The organism is Pseudomonas sp. SORGH_AS_0199 (genome assembly GCF_031453735.1).
Taxonomy (GTDB): Bacteria; Pseudomonadota; Gammaproteobacteria; order Pseudomonadales; family Pseudomonadaceae; genus Chryseomonas; species Chryseomonas aestiva.
Window position 1 is genome coordinate 4,849,668 of record NZ_JAVJAE010000001.1, and the last position, 17,194, is coordinate 4,866,861.

At 67.9% G+C, this 17,194-nt stretch carries 19 protein-coding genes; 10 read left to right on the forward strand and 9 right to left on the reverse strand.

Annotated elements, in window-relative coordinates:
- Nucleotide 1: 1 nt before the first annotated feature.
- The 4 genes from metW to QE444_RS22665 all read left to right on the forward strand — a co-directional run bounded on the left by metW (nucleotide 2) and on the right by QE444_RS22665 (nucleotide 2,788).
- Entirely contained in the window at nucleotides 2-622 is a 621-nt protein-coding gene (metW, locus tag QE444_RS22650; protein WP_133861462.1) for a methionine biosynthesis protein MetW, read from the forward strand.
- Between the two features lie 83 nt (nucleotides 623-705).
- Nucleotides 706-1,299, forward strand: coding sequence for an RdgB/HAM1 family non-canonical purine NTP pyrophosphatase (rdgB, locus tag QE444_RS22655; protein WP_285387776.1), 594 nt, complete (start codon nucleotides 706-708; stop codon nucleotides 1,297-1,299).
- The gene (gene hemW, locus QE444_RS22660) at nucleotides 1,296-2,447 is read left to right on the forward strand and encodes a radical SAM family heme chaperone HemW (protein WP_280308709.1); all 1,152 of its coding nucleotides are present in this window, start codon (nucleotides 1,296-1,298) and stop codon (nucleotides 2,445-2,447) included. The genes rdgB and hemW overlap by 4 nt, the downstream gene beginning before the upstream one ends.
- A 14-nt stretch (nucleotides 2,448-2,461) precedes the next feature.
- Entirely contained in the window at nucleotides 2,462-2,788 is a 327-nt protein-coding gene (locus tag QE444_RS22665; RefSeq protein WP_133861465.1) for a DUF3392 family protein, read from the forward strand.
- On the opposite strand, the gene QE444_RS22670 is transcribed toward QE444_RS22665, so the two are convergent.
- The 5 genes from QE444_RS22670 to QE444_RS22690 form a co-directional block, all read right to left on the reverse strand.
- A complete protein-coding gene (locus tag QE444_RS22670) occupies nucleotides 2,785-4,518 on the reverse strand; it encodes a bifunctional diguanylate cyclase/phosphodiesterase (protein WP_273860898.1) in 1,734 nt (577 codons plus the stop codon). The genes QE444_RS22665 and QE444_RS22670 overlap by 4 nt on opposite strands.
- Nucleotides 4,519-4,687: 169 nt before the next feature.
- Nucleotides 4,688-5,398: a tRNA (guanosine(46)-N7)-methyltransferase TrmB gene (gene trmB, locus QE444_RS22675; protein ID WP_285387767.1), complete on the reverse strand. Its 711-nt coding sequence runs from the start codon at nucleotides 5,396-5,398 to the stop codon at nucleotides 4,688-4,690.
- 68 nt (nucleotides 5,399-5,466) lie between these two features.
- Nucleotides 5,467-6,249, reverse strand: a complete 783-nt coding sequence (locus tag QE444_RS22680) for a thiazole synthase (RefSeq protein WP_133861468.1) — start codon at nucleotides 6,247-6,249, stop codon at nucleotides 5,467-5,469.
- 19 nt (nucleotides 6,250-6,268) lie between these two features.
- Nucleotides 6,269-6,469: a sulfur carrier protein ThiS gene (thiS, locus tag QE444_RS22685; RefSeq protein WP_017640999.1), complete on the reverse strand. Its 201-nt coding sequence runs from the start codon at nucleotides 6,467-6,469 to the stop codon at nucleotides 6,269-6,271.
- Between the two features lie 93 nt (nucleotides 6,470-6,562).
- Complete coding sequence (locus QE444_RS22690; protein WP_133861469.1) at nucleotides 6,563-6,940, reverse strand: DUF423 domain-containing protein; 378 nt, start codon at nucleotides 6,938-6,940, stop codon at nucleotides 6,563-6,565.
- Between the two features lie 68 nt (nucleotides 6,941-7,008).
- Between QE444_RS22690 and mtgA the strand changes: the two genes are divergently transcribed.
- Nucleotides 7,009-7,710: a monofunctional biosynthetic peptidoglycan transglycosylase gene (mtgA, locus tag QE444_RS22695; RefSeq protein ID WP_285387761.1), complete on the forward strand. Its 702-nt coding sequence runs from the start codon at nucleotides 7,009-7,011 to the stop codon at nucleotides 7,708-7,710.
- Nucleotides 7,711-7,884: 174 nt separating this feature from the next.
- On the opposite strand, the gene rpoH is transcribed toward mtgA, so the two are convergent.
- The 4 genes from rpoH to ftsY all read right to left on the reverse strand — a co-directional run bounded on the left by rpoH (nucleotide 7,885) and on the right by ftsY (nucleotide 12,033).
- Complete coding sequence (rpoH, locus tag QE444_RS22700; protein ID WP_064309252.1) at nucleotides 7,885-8,739, reverse strand: RNA polymerase sigma factor RpoH; 855 nt, start codon at nucleotides 8,737-8,739, stop codon at nucleotides 7,885-7,887.
- A 161-nt stretch (nucleotides 8,740-8,900) separates the two neighbouring features.
- Nucleotides 8,901-9,911 (reverse strand): permease-like cell division protein FtsX, encoded by a 1,011-nt coding sequence (ftsX, locus tag QE444_RS22705; RefSeq protein WP_285387759.1) that lies wholly within the window; start codon nucleotides 9,909-9,911, stop codon nucleotides 8,901-8,903.
- Nucleotides 9,908-10,582 carry a cell division ATP-binding protein FtsE gene (gene ftsE / locus QE444_RS22710; RefSeq protein ID WP_183633667.1) on the reverse strand — a complete coding sequence of 225 codons (675 nt, stop codon included), beginning with the start codon at nucleotides 10,580-10,582 and terminating at the stop codon, nucleotides 9,908-9,910. The genes ftsX and ftsE overlap by 4 nt, the downstream gene beginning before the upstream one ends.
- A complete protein-coding gene (gene ftsY, locus QE444_RS22715) occupies nucleotides 10,579-12,033 on the reverse strand; it encodes a signal recognition particle-docking protein FtsY (RefSeq protein WP_285387754.1) in 1,455 nt (484 codons plus the stop codon). The genes ftsE and ftsY overlap by 4 nt, the downstream gene beginning before the upstream one ends.
- 202 nt (nucleotides 12,034-12,235) lie before the next feature.
- On the opposite strand from ftsY, the gene QE444_RS22720 reads away from it, so the two are divergent.
- The 5 genes from QE444_RS22720 to coaD all read left to right on the forward strand — a co-directional run bounded on the left by QE444_RS22720 (nucleotide 12,236) and on the right by coaD (nucleotide 17,190).
- Nucleotides 12,236-13,597, forward strand: a complete 1,362-nt coding sequence (locus QE444_RS22720; protein WP_285387752.1) for a pitrilysin family protein — start codon at nucleotides 12,236-12,238, stop codon at nucleotides 13,595-13,597.
- Entirely contained in the window at nucleotides 13,594-15,033 is a 1,440-nt protein-coding gene (locus tag QE444_RS22725; protein ID WP_285387750.1) for a pitrilysin family protein, read from the forward strand. The genes QE444_RS22720 and QE444_RS22725 overlap by 4 nt, the downstream gene beginning before the upstream one ends.
- A 1-nt stretch (nucleotide 15,034) precedes the next feature.
- Nucleotides 15,035-15,604, forward strand: a complete 570-nt coding sequence (rsmD, locus tag QE444_RS22730; RefSeq protein WP_187980370.1) for a 16S rRNA (guanine(966)-N(2))-methyltransferase RsmD — start codon at nucleotides 15,035-15,037, stop codon at nucleotides 15,602-15,604.
- Nucleotides 15,601-16,605, forward strand: coding sequence for a hydrolase (locus QE444_RS22735; protein ID WP_285387748.1), 1,005 nt, complete (start codon nucleotides 15,601-15,603; stop codon nucleotides 16,603-16,605). Before rsmD ends, QE444_RS22735 begins: the two co-directional genes overlap by 4 nt.
- Before the next feature lie 99 nt (nucleotides 16,606-16,704).
- Nucleotides 16,705-17,190: a pantetheine-phosphate adenylyltransferase gene (gene coaD / locus QE444_RS22740; protein WP_145007602.1), complete on the forward strand. Its 486-nt coding sequence runs from the start codon at nucleotides 16,705-16,707 to the stop codon at nucleotides 17,188-17,190.
- Nucleotides 17,191-17,194 lie beyond the last annotated feature (4 nt).

Here is a 17,194-nt window from a genome sequence, read left to right on the forward strand (position 1 = left end):
CGTGCGCGCCGATCTGGACATCATTCAGGAATGGATCCCCGCCGGCAGCCGGGTCCTCGACCTCGGTTGCGGCACCGGCGAGTTGCTCGCCTGGCTGCGCGATCACAAGCAGGTCACCGGCTACGGCCTGGAGATCGACCCGGACAAGATCGCCGAATGCCTGCTCAAGGACGTCAACGTCATCGAGCAGGATCTCGACGGCGGCCTGGCCAACTTCGCCAGCGACAGCTTCGACGTGGTGGTCATGACCCAGTCGCTGCAGGCCATGCAGTACCCGGATCGCATCCTCCAGGAGATGCTCAGGGTCGGCCGCCAGTGCATCATCACCTTTCCCAACTTCGGTCACTGGCGTTGCCGGCTGTACCTGGGCGGCCGGGGACGGATGCCGGTCTCGGACTTCCTGCCCTACACCTGGTACAACACGCCGAATATCCACTTCTGCACCTTCGAGGACTTCGAACGCCTCTGCCGCGAGCAGCGCGCCCAGGTGCTGGATCGTCTCGCCGTGGACCGCCTGCATCGTCATGGCTGGGCCAGCAAGCTATGGCCGAACCTGCTCGGCGAGATCGGCATCTACCGGGTCAGCGCGCCGCACCTGCACGACCTGCGCGTCGCGATATGACGTAAGGCACGGGTGGCGCAGCCAGCCTTGGCACGGCTTCGCGTACAATACGCCGCCCTTCTCAACGCGACGCGGTGTCTCCCATGTCCGACCTTACCGAACTGGTTCTCGCCAGCCACAACGCCGGCAAGCTCAAGGAACTCCAAGCCATGCTCGGCGACCGGGTGCGGGTGCGCTCGGTGGGCGAATTCAGCCAGGTGGAACCCGAGGAAACCGGGCTGTCCTTTGTCGAGAACGCCATCCTCAAGGCGCGCAACGCGGCGCGCCTGTCCGGCCTGCCGGCCCTGGCCGACGATTCGGGCCTGGCGGTGGATGCCCTTGGCGGTGCTCCCGGCATCTATTCCGCCCGCTACGCCGACGGTAAGGGCGATGCCGCCAACAACGCCAAGCTGCTCGACGTGCTGCGTAACGTTCCCGACGCCGAGCGTACCGGCCAGTTCGTCTGCGTATTGGCCCTGGTGCGCCACGCCGACGATCCCTTGCCGATCCTCTGCGAGGGCCTCTGGCCCGGGCGCATCCTCCATGCCGCCCAGGGCGAGCATGGCTTCGGCTACGACCCGCTGTTCCAGCCCGATGGCGAGGCGGTCTCCGCGGCCGAACTGGCGCCGGCGGAAAAGAACCAGCGCAGCCATCGCGCCCGCGCCATGGCCCAGCTCAAGCAACGGCTCGGCCTGTGACCCAGGTGTTCGCCCTGCCGCCACTGGCGCTCTACATCCATATCCCCTGGTGCGTGCGCAAGTGCCCCTATTGCGACTTCAACTCCCATGCGGCCGGCCCGACCCTGCCGGAGGCCGAGTATGTCGATGCCCTGCTGGCGGATCTGGACAACGACCTGGCGCACGTCCATGGCCGCCCGCTGACCTCGATCTTCTTCGGCGGCGGCACGCCCAGTCTGTTTTCCGCCGCGGCCCTGGGCCGTCTGCTGGATGGCGTGGCCCGGCGGCTGAGCTTCGCGCCGGATATCGAGATCACCCTGGAGGCCAATCCCGGCACCTTCGAGCAGGCCAAGTTCGTCGCCTACCGCGGGCTGGGCATCAATCGGCTGTCGATCGGCATCCAGAGCTTCCAGGACGCCAAGCTCAAGGCCCTGGGGCGCATCCACGGCCGCGATGAAGCCATTCGCGCCGCCGACCGGGCGCGCGCCGCCGGCTTCGATAATTTCAACCTGGACCTGATGCACGGCCTGCCCGAGCAGAGCGTGGCCGATGCCCTCGGCGATCTGGAGCAGGCCATCGCGCTCGCGCCCACCCACCTGTCCTGGTACCAGCTGACCATGGAGCCCAACACGGTGTTCTGGAGCCAGCCGCCGGAGCTGCCCGAAGACGATACCCTCTGGGACATCCAGGAAGCCGGCCAGGCGCGGCTGGCGGCCGCCGGTTACCACCAGTACGAGACCTCCGCCTATGCCCAGCCCGGGCGCCAGGCGCGGCACAATCTCAACTACTGGGGCTTCGGCGACTTCCTCGGCATCGGCGCCGGCGCCCACGCCAAGCTCAGCGCCCCGGACGGCACTCTGCAGCGCACCTGGAAGACCCGCCTGCCCAAGGACTATCTGGACCCGGCCAAGACCTTCCAGGCCGGCGCGAAACCCCTGGCGCCGGCCGACCTGCCCTTCGATTTCATGATGAACGCCCTGCGCCTGGTGGACGGGGTGCCCGCCGCCTGGTATCCGCAGCGGACCGGTCAGTCCCTGGACAGCCTGGCGCCCGCACTGGCCGCGGCGCGCCGCGCCGGCCTGCTGGCCGAGGATGAACAGCGGCTGCGCCCCACCGCCCGCGGCCAGCTGTTCCTGAACGACCTCTTGCAATCCTTTCTGCCTGACTGACGAGGAGCTCTGCCTTGGACTTCGTACTCGACCATATCGCCGACCTCTCCCGCTGGAGCCGCAGCCACCTGGACGAGGTGGCCCTGGCGGTCACCGCCACCCTGCTGGTGCTGTTCGGCAGCCAGGTCAACGCCTTCATCCAGGCGCGGCTGGGCAGCCTGCCGACCGCCGTTCGGATACCGGCCTTCGCCCTGGCCTGCCTGGCCATCTATGGCGCCGCCATGACCTTCCTGACCCCCTGGGTGGTCAAGGGCCTGGCGCAGTTCAACAACTATGCCCTGGCCCCGGTGCTGCTGATCGGCGTCTGCCTGCTGGGCGTGCTGGCCGAACGCCGTAGCTAGCGGCAGCGGGCGCGGATACCGTCCAGCAGGCACTCCAGGGATTGCGGGCGACCCAGCAGGAAGCCCTGGAAGGTGTCCACGCCCAGGTCCTTGAGCAATTCGAACTGGGCTTGGGTTTCCACCCCTTCGGCGACGATCTGCATGTCCAGTGCGCGGCACAGGCTGACGATGCCCGCCAGCAACTGCCGGGATCGGTCGTCGGCGTCCACCGCCAGCAGAAAGCTGCGGTCGATCTTGATGGTGTCGAAGGGCAGGCGGTGCAGATAGCCCAGCGACGAATAGCCGGTGCCGAAATCGTCCATCGCCACCCGAAAGCCCTGCTCGCGCAAGGCGGCCAGGCGCCGCTCCGGCGTGCCCTGCTGCAGGAATACCGATTCGGTCACCTCCAGCTCCAGCGCCCTGGGCTCGATGCCGAATTCGGCGCAGGCGGCCGCGAGAACCTCGGCCAGTTCATCATCGGCCACCTGCAGCGGCGAGATGTTGACTGCCACCGGGATCTGCAGACCGGCGTCCTGCAGGGCCCGGGCGCAAGCGGCTGCGCGGCGGATCGCCAACCGCCCGAGGGCCGAGGCCATGCCGTTCTGCTCGGCCAGGGCGACGAAGACGTTGGGCGGCACCGCGCCGACGCCCGGACAGTTCCAGCGCGCCAGCAACTCGGCGCTGACCATGCGCTGGCGGGCATCGAACTTGGGCTGCAGGACGAAGGTGATGAGCTCCGCCTCGATGGCGCCGTGCAGATGGGCCAGCAGGGTCACCTTGCTGCGCGCCTCGCAGGTCAGCTGCGGATCGTAGCAGCGCACCCGGCTCTTGCCGGCCGCCTTGGCCGCGTACATGGCGGCATCGGCATTGCGCAGCAGGGTCTCCACATCCAGTCCCTCTTCGGGCGCCAGACTCAGACCGATGCTGGCCGATACGCGGATATCGTGGCCGGCGATGCACTGCTGCCGGCCCACCGCCTGCACCAGTTGCTCGGCGACCTGACGGGCCTGATCGCGATCGCTCACGTCCAGCAGGGCGACGAATTCATCGCCACCCCAGCGCGCCAGCACCTCACCGGCCCCCAGTACCTGGCGCAACTCGCGCACCAGGGCGCAGAGCAATTCGTCACCGGCGGCGTGGCCCAGGGAGTCGTTGACCTCCTTGAAGCCGTCCACATCGATGAACAGCACCGCGAGGTTGCCGGTCTCTTCGAGGTCCTGCAGGCGCGCCTCGAAGTCCTGGTAGAAGGAGGTGCGATTGGGCAACTGGGTCAGGGCGTCGCTGAGCGCCATGCGCTCCAGCGCCTGCTCGGCGCGCTTGCGCTCGGTGATGTCCCTCAGACTGGCGACCACGTAGCCTTCGCGATCCGCCTCGCCGGCGAAGCGACTCAGACTGATCTCCACCGGCGTGATCCGCTTGGCGGAGACGTGGAACTGGGCTTCGCACAGGGCATAGCCGTCGCGCTCGAAGGTGCGGATGGCCGCCTCGGGCAACTTGATGTAGTGCGACAGGTACTGGCCGCTGACACTGCGCTCCGCACTGAGCATCAGGGCGCGCAGGGCGTCATTGGCTTCGATGATCTGCCCGCTTTCGGTCAGCACGGCCATGGCGTCGCGGCAGAGGGCGAAGGCCGAAGCGATGAGGTGCAGCGAGCGCTCGGTGCGCTGGCGAGCGCTACGCTCGACTTCGAGCCAGCGGCGTACGGCGTGCAACTCGGCCGTCGGCGAATCGGGACGGACCAGATCCCTCATGGAATCCGCCGCTCACGAAGGGCGGCACGGGACCGGTTGACGTTCTTGAAGAGGACTGACATCCAGGTGTCTCTGTGAATTCGACTGCAACCGCCATCACAGCAGGGCAATTGGCCATCATGCCAATTGCCCGTCGGCAGCTCAAGATCGATTCGTCAGAGATACACGGTCAGCTCTGGCGTTCGAACTTGAGATCCCAGACGCCATGCCCTAGTCGCTCGCCACGGCGTTCGAACTTGGTGATGGGTCTTTCCTCGGGGCGCGGCACATAGCCCGAGGCGTCGCCGAGGTTACGGTAACCCGGGGCGGCGTTCATGACTTCGAGCATGTGCTCGGCATAGGCCTGCCAGTCGGTGGCCATGTGCAGCACCCCGCCGACCCTGAGCTTCTGCCGGACCAGTTCGGCGAAGGCCGGCTGGACGATACGGCGCTTGTGGTGACGGCTCTTGTGCCAGGGATCGGGAAAGAACAGCAGCACCCGGTCCAGACTGGCATCGGCCACGCACTGCCGCAGCACCTCGAGGGCATCGCAGCTGTAGACCCGCAGATTGGTCAGGCCCTGGGTCATGGCGCCATTGAGCAGCGCGCCCACGCCCGGGCGATGCACCTCGACGCCGATGAAATCCTGCTCGGGCGCGGCGGCGGCCATTTCCAGGGTGGAATGGCCCATGCCGAAACCGATCTCGAAGGTACGTGGCGCCTGGCGCCCGAACACCTGGTCGAAATCCTGCAGGCCGTCGGTCAGCTCCACACCGAAGCGTGGCCAACCCTGGTCGAGACCGCGTTGCTGGCCTTCGGTCATGCGGCCGGCGCGCATCACGAAGCTCTTGATGGTGCGCCGGGGGCGGTCGGGGGTCTGGTCGTCTTGATGATCGGTCATGGCGTTATCGATAGTGGGAAAAAGAGACGCCCGGCAGAGGCCGGGCGCGTGATGGAAGGCGCCAGGTCCTAGTTGACCAGGCCGTCCAGCGGCGAGGAGGCCGTGGCATAGAGCTTGCGCGGCATGCGCCCGGCCAGATAGGCCAGGCGACCGGCGACGATGGCGTGCTTCATGGCTTCGGCCATCAGCACCGGCTCGCGGGCATGGGCGATGGCGCTGTTCATCAGCACCGCTTCGCAACCCAGTTCCATGGCGATGGTGGCGTCTGAGGCGGTACCCACCCCGGCATCCACCAGCACCGGCACCTTGGCCTCTTCGAGGATGATGCGCAGGTTGTAGGGATTGCAGATGCCCAGGCCCGAGCCGATCAGACCGGCCAGCGGCATGACGGCGATACAGCCGATGGCCTCCAGCTGGCGGGCGACGATGGGATCGTCACTGGTGTAGACCATGACGTCGAAGCCATCGGCGACCAGCGTCTCGGCAGCCTTGAGCGTCTCGATGACGTTGGGGAACAGGGTCTTCTGGTCGGCCAGGACCTCCAGCTTGACCAGGTTGTGACCGTCGAGCAGCTCGCGCGCCAGGCGGCAGGTGCGTACCGCTTCCACCGCGTCATAGCAGCCGGCGGTGTTCGGCAGGATGGTGTAGCGCTCGGGCGAGATCACGTCGAGCAGATTGGGCTCGCCGGGCGTCTGGCCGATGTTGGTACGGCGCACCGCCACGGTGACGATCTCGGCGCCGGAGGCCTCGATGGCCACGCGGGTCTCTTCGAGATCGCGGTACTTGCCGGTGCCGACCAGCAGGCGCGACTCATAGGTGCGCCCGGCCAGGGTAAAGGGAGTGTCTTTCATCTGGATTCCTCTTGCGCGGCTAGCCGCCGCCGATGGCGTGGACCACTTCCAGCCGGTCGCCGTCCACCAGGGCGGTGGTGGCGTGCTGGCTGCGCGGCACGATGTCGAGGTTGCGTTCCACCGCTACCCGCCGCCCGGTCAGGTCGAGACGCACGAGCAGGTCGGCGACGGTGGCGCCGTCCGGCAATTCAAGGGATTCGCCGTTCAACAGAATCTGCATGGCAAAGGCATCGTCACGGGGTGAGCCGGCATTCTACGCCGGTCGGGCGTGCATTGCAGCGGCGCTGGGCCGGGAACGACGGCCAGTGCGCGGTCAGAGACTGCTCAGTCGCCAGGCGAGGATGGCCAGGCAGGCCCAGCCGGCGAGAAAGCACAGCCCGCCGAAGGGAGTGATGATGCCCAGCCGCGCGATGCCGGTCAGCGTCAGCAGATAGAGGCTGCCGGAAAACAGCAGGATGCCGGCGATGAAAAAGCCACCGGCCCAGGCCACCAGGCGCCCCTGGAAGTGCAGCGACAAGAGGGCGACGCCGAACAGCGCCAGGGCATGGATGAGCTGATAGAGCACACCGGTCTGGAACACGGCCAGGTAGTCGGCGGTCAGTCGGCCCTTGAGTCCATGGGCGGCGAAGGCGCCGAGTCCGACACCGGTGAAGCCGGCCAGGGCGGCGAACAGCAGGAAGAGACGCAACATGGGTTTTACCGGGCGATGGAAGAGAAGCGCTGGTTATAATGGCCCGCTAACCGCCAAAGACCAAGCCGATGCTGCTCACCCTCCTCCGCCGTCTCCTGCGTATCGCCCTCTGGTTCGTCGTCCTCAGCGCCGCTCTGGTGCTGATCCTGCGCTGGGTGCCGCCGCCGGGCAGCATGCTGATGGTGGAGCGCAAGGTCGAGTCCTGGATCGACGGCAAGCCCATCGATCTGCAGCGCGACTGGCGACCCTGGAAGGAGCTGCCGGACGATCTCAAGATGGCGGTGATCGCCGGTGAAGACCAGCACTTCGCCGAGCACTGGGGCTTCGACATGGCAGCGATCCGCCAGGCCTTCAGCCACAACGAAGCCGGTGGTTCCCTGCGCGGCGCCAGCACCATCAGCCAGCAGACCGCCAAGAACCTCTTTCTCTGGAGCGGCCGCAGCTATCTGCGCAAGGCCTTCGAAGCCTGGTTCACCGTGCTGCTGGAAACCTTCTGGTCCAAGCAGCGCATCCTCGAGGTCTATCTCAACAGCGTGGAATGGGACGACGGCGTGTTCGGCGCCGAGGCCGCGGCCCGTCACCATTTCGGCATAGGCGCGCCCTACCTCTCCGACCGCCAGGCCAGCCTGCTGGCCGCCGTGCTGCCCAATCCCCGCGAATGGAGCCCGAGTCGCCCCAGCGCCTACGTCGCCGAACGCGCCGCCTGGATCCGCCAGCAGGAGCGCCAGTTGGGCGGTAGCGACTATCTCAGGCAGATGACCGAGCGGTAGCCAGGCAACTGGAAAACGCTGCGCGGTTTTCCACTCTACCGGCTCAAGTTGATTGATGCGGTCGTGCCTTGATGCCCCATGGCCGCGATACGCTGGGTCCGTCCACAACAGGGTAAGGATTTTCGGACATAAAAAAACCGCACCCGGAGGTGCGGTCTTTGGTCAGCGACCGGATCAGGCGGCGATGTTGCCCTTGAGCTTGTTCATCGCGTTCTTTTCCAGCTGACGGATACGCTCCGCCGAGACGTTGTACTTGGCCGCCAGCTCGTGCAGCGTCGCCTTTTCCTCGGCCAGCCAGCGCTGGTAGAGGATATCGCGGCTGCGGTCGTCCAGATGCTCCAGGGCCTCGTGCAGATTGGCCGTGGAACTGTCGGTCCAGTCGGCTTCCTCCAGCTGACGCGCCGGATCGTAACGGCTGTCTTCCAGATACTGGGCCGGCGACTGATAGGCCGCATCGTCATCGGCATCGCTGGCCGGGTCGAAGGCCATGTCATGCCCGGTCAGACGACTTTCCATCTCGCGCACTTCCCGGGGTTCGACACCCAGGGTTTCGGCCACGCGATGGACCTCGTCGTTGTTCAGCCAGGCCAGTCGCTTCTTCTGACTGCGCAGGTTGAAGAACAACTTGCGCTGCGCCTTGGTGGTGGCGACCTTGACGATGCGCCAGTTGCGCAGGATGAATTCGTGGATTTCGGCCTTGATCCAGTGCACGGCAAAGGACACCAGGCGTACGCCCATTTCGGGATTGAAGCGCTTCACGGCCTTCATCAGGCCGACATTGCCTTCCTGGACCAGGTCGGCCTGGGCCAGACCATAGCCGGAATAGCTCTTGGCGATATGCACCACGAAACGCAGATGCGCGAGCACCAACTGCCGGGCGGCCTCGACGTCTTCCTTGTAGAAGAGGCGCTCAGCCAGTTCACGCTCCCGCTCCGGCGTGAGCAGCGGAATGCTGTTCACCGAATGCACATAGGCTTCCAGGCTGGCGCCGGGAACCAATGTGGGAACAGGTTGCAACGAAGTGGTCATGCGAATCCTCCGATTCACTAAGCACTGGGCAGTCTAGCACTGATTTTTTGGACAGCGCCAGACTAGCCGAGGTTCCCTTAACCCCAGCTGAAAACCACCGCGAAATGCTTGTGCCATCAGGGGTTTAGACCGTTTCCGCAGGTTTCGGAAACGGCCGTTCGTCAGCGCGGAGCGAGTTCGCGCAGGTGGCGGGCAACCGCCAGCCAGGCGCCGATGTAGCCGAGCAGCACGGCGCCGATCAGCAGCTGCAGCCCGTCCTCGACGGCGACGCTGCCCAGGGCGAAATCACTGCCGTAGAGGCCGGCCAGATCCAGCACTGCGGCGTTGAGCCAGCTCAGGCCGAACACCAGCAGGGCCCAGGCGGCGATGCCGGCGCCCAGGCCGAACAGCGCGCCCATGTAGAGGAAGGGCCGGCGCACATAGCCGTCGGTGCCACCCACCAGCTTGACCACCTCGATCTCGGTACGGCGATTCTCGATGGCCAGGCGGATGGTATTGCCGATCACCAGCAGCAAGGCGATCACCAGCACCACGGTCAGGCCGAAGACGAAGCGCTCGCCGAGCTTGAGGATGGCGGTGAGCCGCTCGACCCACTGCATGTCCAGCTGCACCTGCTGCACGCCGTTCATCTCGGTCAGCTGGCTGCGCAGCATGTCGAGACGACTCTTGTCGATTTCCCTGGGCGTCACGGCGATGACGCCGGGCAGCGGATTCTGCGGCAATTCGCGCAGCGCCTCACCCAGGCCGGCATCCTGCTGCAACTCCTTCAGGGCATCGTCCGGACTGATCCAGCGCGCCTTGGCCACATCGGGCAGGACCTTGATCTGGCTCATCAGCACCTCGGCCTGGTCCTGACCGGTGCGCAGGTCGAGAAACACCGAGATCTGCGCCGCGCGCTGCCAGGACCCGCCGAGTCGCTCGACGTTCTTCAGCAGCAGCGACACGCCCATGGGCAGCGCCAGGGCGATGCCCATCACCAGGCAGGTAAGGAAGGTGCCTATGGGCTGCTGCACCATGCGCCTGAGGCTGTCCCTCAGGCCGGTGCGGTGGGCTTCGAGGTAGGCATGCAGCGGACTGCGCCAGTCGCTCTTGGGTTTCTGCGGGGCCTGGCGCTGCGGACGCTGGGGTTTGCCGCCCTGTTCCTGGCCACGGGGCAGTTCGTTGCCACTCATGACTGGCTCTCCTCTTCGTCACCGATCAGGCGACCGCGCTGCAGGGTCAGCATGCGATGGTGCAGGCGGGCGATGAGCGCATGGTCGTGGCTGGCGATCAGCACCGTGGTGCCGAGACTGTTGATGTCCTCGAAGACGCCCATGATCTCCGAGGCCAGGCGCGGATCGAGGTTGCCGGTGGGTTCGTCGGCGAGCAGCAGGGCCGGCCGATGCACCACGGCGCGGGCGATGCCGACCCGCTGTTGCTGGCCGGTGGACAGCTCCGCCGGATAGTCGTCGAGCTTGTCCTTGAGGCTGACCCGCTCCAGCGCCGCGGCCACGCGCTTGGCGATCTCGGGCTTGGACAGGCCGAGGATCTGCAGCGGCAGGGCGACGTTGTCGAACACGGTGCGGTCATGGAGCAGCTGGTGGTTCTGGAAGACCACGCCGATCTGCCGGCGCAGAAAGGGAATCTGCGCATTGGTAATGCGCGAGATGTCCTGGCCGGCCAGGGTCAGCTTGCCGCCGGTGGGCCTTTCCATGGCCAGGATCAGCCGCATCAGGGTGCTCTTGCCGGCGCCGGAATGACCGGTGACGAAGAGGATCTCGCCGCGTTCGGCACGGAAGCTCAGTTCCTGCAGGCCGACGTGACCGTTGGGATAGCGCTTGGAGACGCGGTCGAACTGGATCATGAGACGCCCCGCTCCGCGAACAGGGCCTGGACGAAGGGCCGCGCCTCGAAGGGCCGCAGGTCGTCGATGCCTTCGCCGACGCCGACATAGCGGATCGGCAGGGCGCTCTGCTTGGCCAGGGCGAAGATCACCCCACCCTTGGCGGTACCATCGAGCTTGGTCAGCGCCAGGCCGGTCAGGGGCACCGCATTGTGGAACTGCTTGGCCTGGTTGAGGGCGTTCTGGCCGGTACCGGCGTCCAGCACCAGCAGGGTCTCGTGGGGCGCCGCCGCGTCCAGCTTGCCGATCACCCGGCGCACCTTGCGCAGCTCTTCCATGAGGTTGTCCTTGGTGTGCAGGCGGCCGGCGGTGTCGGCGATCAGCACGTCGATGCCGCGGGCCTTGGCGGCCTGGACCGCATCGAAGATCACCGAGGCGGAATCGGCGCCGGTGTGCTGGGCGATCACCGGGATGCGGTTGCGCTCGCCCCAGACCTGCAACTGCTCGACCGCCGCGGCGCGGAAGGTATCGCCGGCCGCCAGCATGACCTTCTTGCCGTCGTTCTGCAGCCGCTTGGCCAGCTTGCCGATGGTGGTGGTCTTGCCGGCGCCGTTCACGCCGACCACCAGGATGACGTAGGGCTTGTGCGAGGTATCGATCACCAGCGGCTGTTCCACCGGCAGCAGCATCTCGGTGAGCTCCTGCTGCAGCGCCTGGTAGAGCGCCTCGCTGTCGGCCAGCTGCTTGCGTGCCACCTTCTGGGTCAGGTTGCGCATGATGACGCCGGTGGCCTCGACGCCGACGTCGGCGGTCAGCAGGCGGGTCTCCAGCTCTTCGAGCAGGTCGTCGTCGATGACCTTCTTGCCGAGGAACAGGCTGGCCATGCCCTCGCCGAGACTGGCGCTGGTCTTGGACAGGCCCTGGCGCAGGCGGGCGAAGAAGCCCAGCTTGGCGGGTTCGGTCGGCGTGGCGGCGACGGCTGGCGGAGCAGGTTCGGGCTCGGGCGCCACCACCGCGGGCTCGGAACGGACCGGAGCAAGGGGCGCTACCGGTACGACCGGGGCGGGAGCAGGCTCAGGAGCGGGCGCCGGCACAACCGGAGGTAGCGGTGTGACCGGCACGGCCACCGGGTCGGGCTCCACCTCGGGCGCCATCACCGGCTCGACCTCGACCGGCGGCACGATGGGATCGGCCACCAGCGGCTCGACCAGCGCCGTGAGCGCCACCGGCGACGGCGCCTCCTCTTCGGCGACCGGCACCGGGGTCAGCGAGGGGATCGCCTCCGGCGGTTCGGGCACCGGCTCCGGGTGCTGCACCGGCTCACTGGCCAGCGGCTCGGACAGGCGCGCCTCGGCGTCGGGCGCGGGGGCTTCGGCAGGCGTCTCTACGGGTTCGGCAGTCTTCTTGCGGAACCAGCCGAACAGGCCTTTCTTCTCCGTGGGGGGAGACTTCTTGTCGTCGGATCCAAACATGCGGGGCTCTGTATCGAACGGACGAACCGGCTGCGGGAGCTCCGCCAGGCGGGGCTCGACCGTCAGGCATGGCCGTCGGGAAAAGGGATGCGTATCCTAGCAGCCTGCCGGGCGGAAGACCTCCCCGTCGGCGAAAAACGCGCGACCGTCCCCAGGACGCAGCCGCTTCGTCCCCTACTGCGCTACAAGGCCTGCTCTCGCGATGTCCGCCTCCCGCTCCCGTCGGACCGCCCTGGTCGTCCTGCTCAGCCTGCTCCCCACCCTCGCCCTGGCCACGGCCAACCGGCAGAACACCGAGGAATTCACCCTCGACAACGGCCTCAAGCTGGTGGTCCGCGAAGATCACCGGGCGCCGGTCGCCGTGGTGCAACTCTGGTACCGCGTGGGTTCGAGCCTGGAGGCGCCCGGTGCGACCGGCTTGTCCCATGCCCTGGAACACCTGATGTTCAAGGGCAGTCGCAAGCTTGACGCCGGCGAGGCCTCGCACCTGCTGCGCGACTTGGGCGCCGAGGAAAATGCCTTCACCACCGACGACTACACCGTCTATTACCAGCTGCTCGCCCGTGATCGCCTGCCGGTGGCCCTGGAGCTGGAAGCCGATCGCATGCAGCACCTGCGGCTGGCGCCCGACGAGGTCAGTCGCGAGCTGGAGGTGATCAAGGAGGAACGCCGGCTGCGCACCGACGACCGCCCCGAGGCACTGTCCTTCGAGCGCTTCAAGGCCGCCGCCTACCCGGCCAGCGGCTATCGCAATCCCACCATCGGCTGGCCCCAGGACCTGCAGCGCCTCGGCGTGGATGACCTGCGCCGCTGGTACCAGACCTGGTACGCGCCCAACAACGCCACCCTGGTGGTGGTCGGTGACGTCAACCCCCAGGCGATCCATGCCGAGGTGCAGCGCTGGTTCGGCACTCTCCCGCGCAGCGACCTGCCCGCGCCGCGCCGCCCGCTGGAACTGCTGGCGCCGGGCGAGCGCCGCCTGGACCTGCAGGCCCGCGAACTGCCCAGCCTGCTGATGGGCTTCAACGTGCCCAGCCTGGCCACCGCCGCCCAGCCGCGCGATGCCTACGCGCTGCAACTGCTGGCCGCCCTGCTCGGCGGCGGTTCGGGGGCGCGCCTGCCCAGCCGTCTCGAACGCGGCGTGGAAGTGGCCAGCAGCGTGCGCGCCGCCTATGGTGCCTACACCCGTGGCGACAGCCTCTTCCTGCTCAGTGGCACCCCCAACACCCAGCGCGGCAAGACCCTCGACCAGCTGGAAGCGGCCTTCTGGGCGCAACTGGACCTGCTCAAGCGCGAGCCGCCCAGCACCGAGGAGCTGGCCCGGGTCCGCGCCCTGCTGGTGGCCGGGCTGGTCTATGGCCGCGACTCCATCACCGCCCAGGCCAGCAGCATCGGTCAGCTGGAAAGCGTCGGCCTCGGCTGGCGTCAGGGCGATCGGCTGCTTGACGAACTGGGCCGGGTCACCCCCGACGACCTGCGCCGGGTGGCGCGCACCTACTTCACCCGCGAGCGCCTGACCCTGGCCCAGCTCAAGCCCGCAGCCACCGCGGAGAATCGTCCATGAAGCCGCTGCTCTGGCTGTCGCTGTGCCTGCTCGCCGGTTGCCAGTCCCCTACTCCGGTCGGCGACCTGGCGCGCGCCTATCCCGCCGTGGACAGCCTCAGGACGCTCAAGGACGCACCGCCCCTGGGTCGCCAGCTGGACATCCAGCGCTGGCGCACCGCCGAGGGCGCTCAGGTGCTGTTCGTGCCGGCGCCGGAATTGCCGATGTTCGACGTGCGCCTGATCTTCGCCGCCGGCAGCAGCCAGGACGGCACCACCCCGGGTCTGGCCATGCTGACCAACGGCCTGCTCAACGAAGGCACCCCGGGACGCGATGCCGGCGCCATCGCCGACGGCTTCGAGCGCCTGGGCGCCGATTTCAGCAATGGCGCCTATCGTGATCAGGCGGTGGTCGGACTGCGCACCCTCGCCGATCCGGCCCACAGCGAACCGGCCCTGGCGCTGCTGGCCGAGGTGGTCGGTCGCCCGACCTTTCCCGCCGAGGCCATCCAGCGCATCCGTGACCAGTTGCTGACGCTGATCGCCGCCAGCCGCCGCGAACCGGCCAGCCTGGCCGGCGAAGCCCTGCAGGAGCGTCTCTACGGTAATCACCCCTATGCCCATTCGCCACGGGGCACCGCAGCCGGAGTGACCCCTCTCGATGCGGCCAGCCTCAGGGCCTTCCATGCCCGTGCCTATGCCGCCGGCAATGCGGTGATCGCCCTCACTGGCGACCTGGATCGAACGCGCGCCGAACAGATCGCCGCCCGGCTGTCGCGCGCCCTGCCCCGCGGTCCGGCCCTGCCGCCACTGCCGGTGCCAGCGCCTGCCGCACCGGCAGTGGTGCAGCTGGAGGTCCCGGCCCAGCAGACGCGTCTGCTGCTCGGCCAACTCGGCATCACCCGCCGCGATCCCGACTACGCCGCCCTCTTCGTCGGCAACCAGATCCTCGGTGGCGGCGGCTTCGGCAGTCGGCTGATGACCGAGTTGCGCGAACGCCGTGGTCTCACCTACGGCGTCAGCTCGGGCTTCACCCCCATGCGTCAGCCCGGTCCCTTCACCATCGGCCTGCAGACCCGCGCCGAACTGGGCGATGCCACCCTGGCGCTGGTCCGCGAACTGCTGCGCGACTACCTGGCCCAGGGCCCCACCCAGGCCGAACTGGACCGCGCCAAGCGGCAGATCGAAGGCAGCTTCCCGCTGGCCAACGCCAGCAACGGCGCCATCGTCGCCCAACTGGGCAACATCGGCTTCTACGACCTGCCCAGCAGTTACCTGGACGACTTCCTCCAGCAGGTCCGCCGCCTGACGGTGGAACAGGTGCATGCCGCCCTGCGGCGCCATCTGGACCCGGAAAGGCTCGTCGTGGTCAGCGCCGGCCCACGGGTCGCCCAGCAGCCGCTGCCGCCACCCCGCCCTCTTCCCAACCTGCCGCCCAGCGGCGTTCCGGAGCACTAGCATGGCCCAGAAAACCGCCAACCAACTGCGCATCATCGGTGGCGACTGGCGCAGCCGGCGCTTCGTCTTTCCCGATGCCCTGGGCCTGAGACCCACCCCGGACCGGGTCCGCGAGACCCTGTTCAACTGGCTGGCCGCCGTCACCCCGGGCGCGCGGGTGCTGGATCCCTTCGCCGGCAGTGGCGCCCTGCTGCTGGAAGCCCTGTCCCGCGGCGCCGGCCCGGCGCTGGCCTTCGACCTCAATGCCCAGGCCGCCAATGCCCTGCGCGGCCATCTGCAGGCCCTCGGCTGCGCCCACGCCGAGGTGCGCCAGACCGACGCCCTGCAGGCGCTGGCCAAGCCGGCGGCGACGCCCTTCGACCTGGTGTTTCTCGATCCGCCCTTTGCCAAGGACCTGCTGGAGCCGGCCTGCGCGGCTCTGGAGGCCCAGGGCTGGCTGGCCGCGGACGCCTGGATCTACACCGAGAGCGAGACCCAGCCCTCGCGCCTGGCCCTGCCCGCGACCTGGCAGCTGCACCGCGAGAAGAAGACCGGCAACGTCCACTACGCCCTCTGGCGCCGCCAGGCGTGAACAGCGCACCCTTTCGCCCGGCGCGCTGGCTGCCCGGCCCGCACCTGCAGACCCTCTGGGGCTCGCTGTGGCGCCGCCTGCCACCCATCACCCGGCCGCGGGAGCGGCTGTGGCTGGAGGATGGCGACTTCCTCGATCTGGACTGGTACCACGCCGAGAATCCGCGCGCGCCGCTGGTGCTGATCGCCCACGGCCTCACCGGCAGCTCCGGCTCCCACTACGTACTCGGCCTGCAATTCGCCCTCGCCGCCCGCGGCTGGGCCAGCGTCGGCCTCAACTGGCGCGGCTGCTCCGGCGAACCCAACCGCCTGCCGCGCGGCTATCACTCCGGCGTCAGCGAAGACCTGGCGGCAGTGGTGCGCCATCTGCAGGCCAGTCGTCCGCACGCGCCGCTGTATGCGGTGGGCTTTTCCCTGGGTGGCAATGTGCTGCTCAAGTATCTCGGTGAGCGCGGCGCGGACAGTGGTCTCACCGCCGCAGCCGCGGTCTCGGTGCCCTTTCGTCTGGACCTTTGCGCCGATCGCATCGGCCTCGGCTTCTCGCGCATCTACCAGCGGCACTTCATCCGTGAACTGGCGCGCTACGTGCGCGACAAGCAAGCGCTGTTCGACCGCGAGCGCCACCCCGAGCAGCACGAGATCCTCGCACGCCTGGGGCCGCCCGAGGGGCTCAAGACCTTCTGGGACTTCGACGACCGCTACACCGCGCCCCTGCACGGCTTTCGCGATGCCCGGGACTATTACCGCCAGGCCTCCAGTCGCTACTACCTGGGGGGAGTCCGCATCCCCACCCTGCTGATCCAGGCCGAGGACGATCCCTTCATCGGCACCGACGCCCTGCCCGCCCGCGCCGAACTGGCGCCCGATACCCTGTTCGAGCGCCTGCCCCACGGCGGCCACGTGGGTTTCGTCGGCGGCGCCTTCCGCGATCCGGACTACTATCTGGAAAGACGCATCCCCGACTGGCTGGTCAGCCAGCGGGCAGCGCCATCCGGCCGATAAACGCCCACGGGTCGGCGATCCCGGCGGCTGTCGCCTTGGCCTCACTCCGCCCCTGAGCTACCATCCAAGCCCCAACAGCTTCGCCCCCAGGACAGCGTCATGAACCGAGTGCTATACCCCGGCACCTTCGACCCCATCACCAAGGGCCATGGCGATCTGGTGGAGCGCGCCTCGCGGCTGTTCGACGAAGTCGTGGTGGCGGTGGCGGCCAGCCCCAAGAAGAATCCGCTGTTTCCGCTGGAGCGCCGGGTCGAGCTGGCCAAGGCGGTGACCGCGCACCTGCCCAACGTCGAGGTGATCGGTTTCAGCTGCCTGCTGGCCACCCTGGTGGAGCAGCAGCAGGCGACCATCATCCTGCGCGGCTTGCGCGCCGTGTCGGATTTCGAATTCGAATTCCAGCTGGCCAACATGAACCGGGTGCTCGCGCCCCAGGCGGAAAGCATGTTCCTGACCCCGTCGGAACACTATTCCTACCTGTCCTCCACCCTGGTGCGGGAGATCGCGGCGCTCGGCGGTGACGTGACCAAGTTCGTCCATCCCACCGTGCATCAGGCGCTGCTGGAGCGTTTTGCCCCGGCCAGCTGATTAA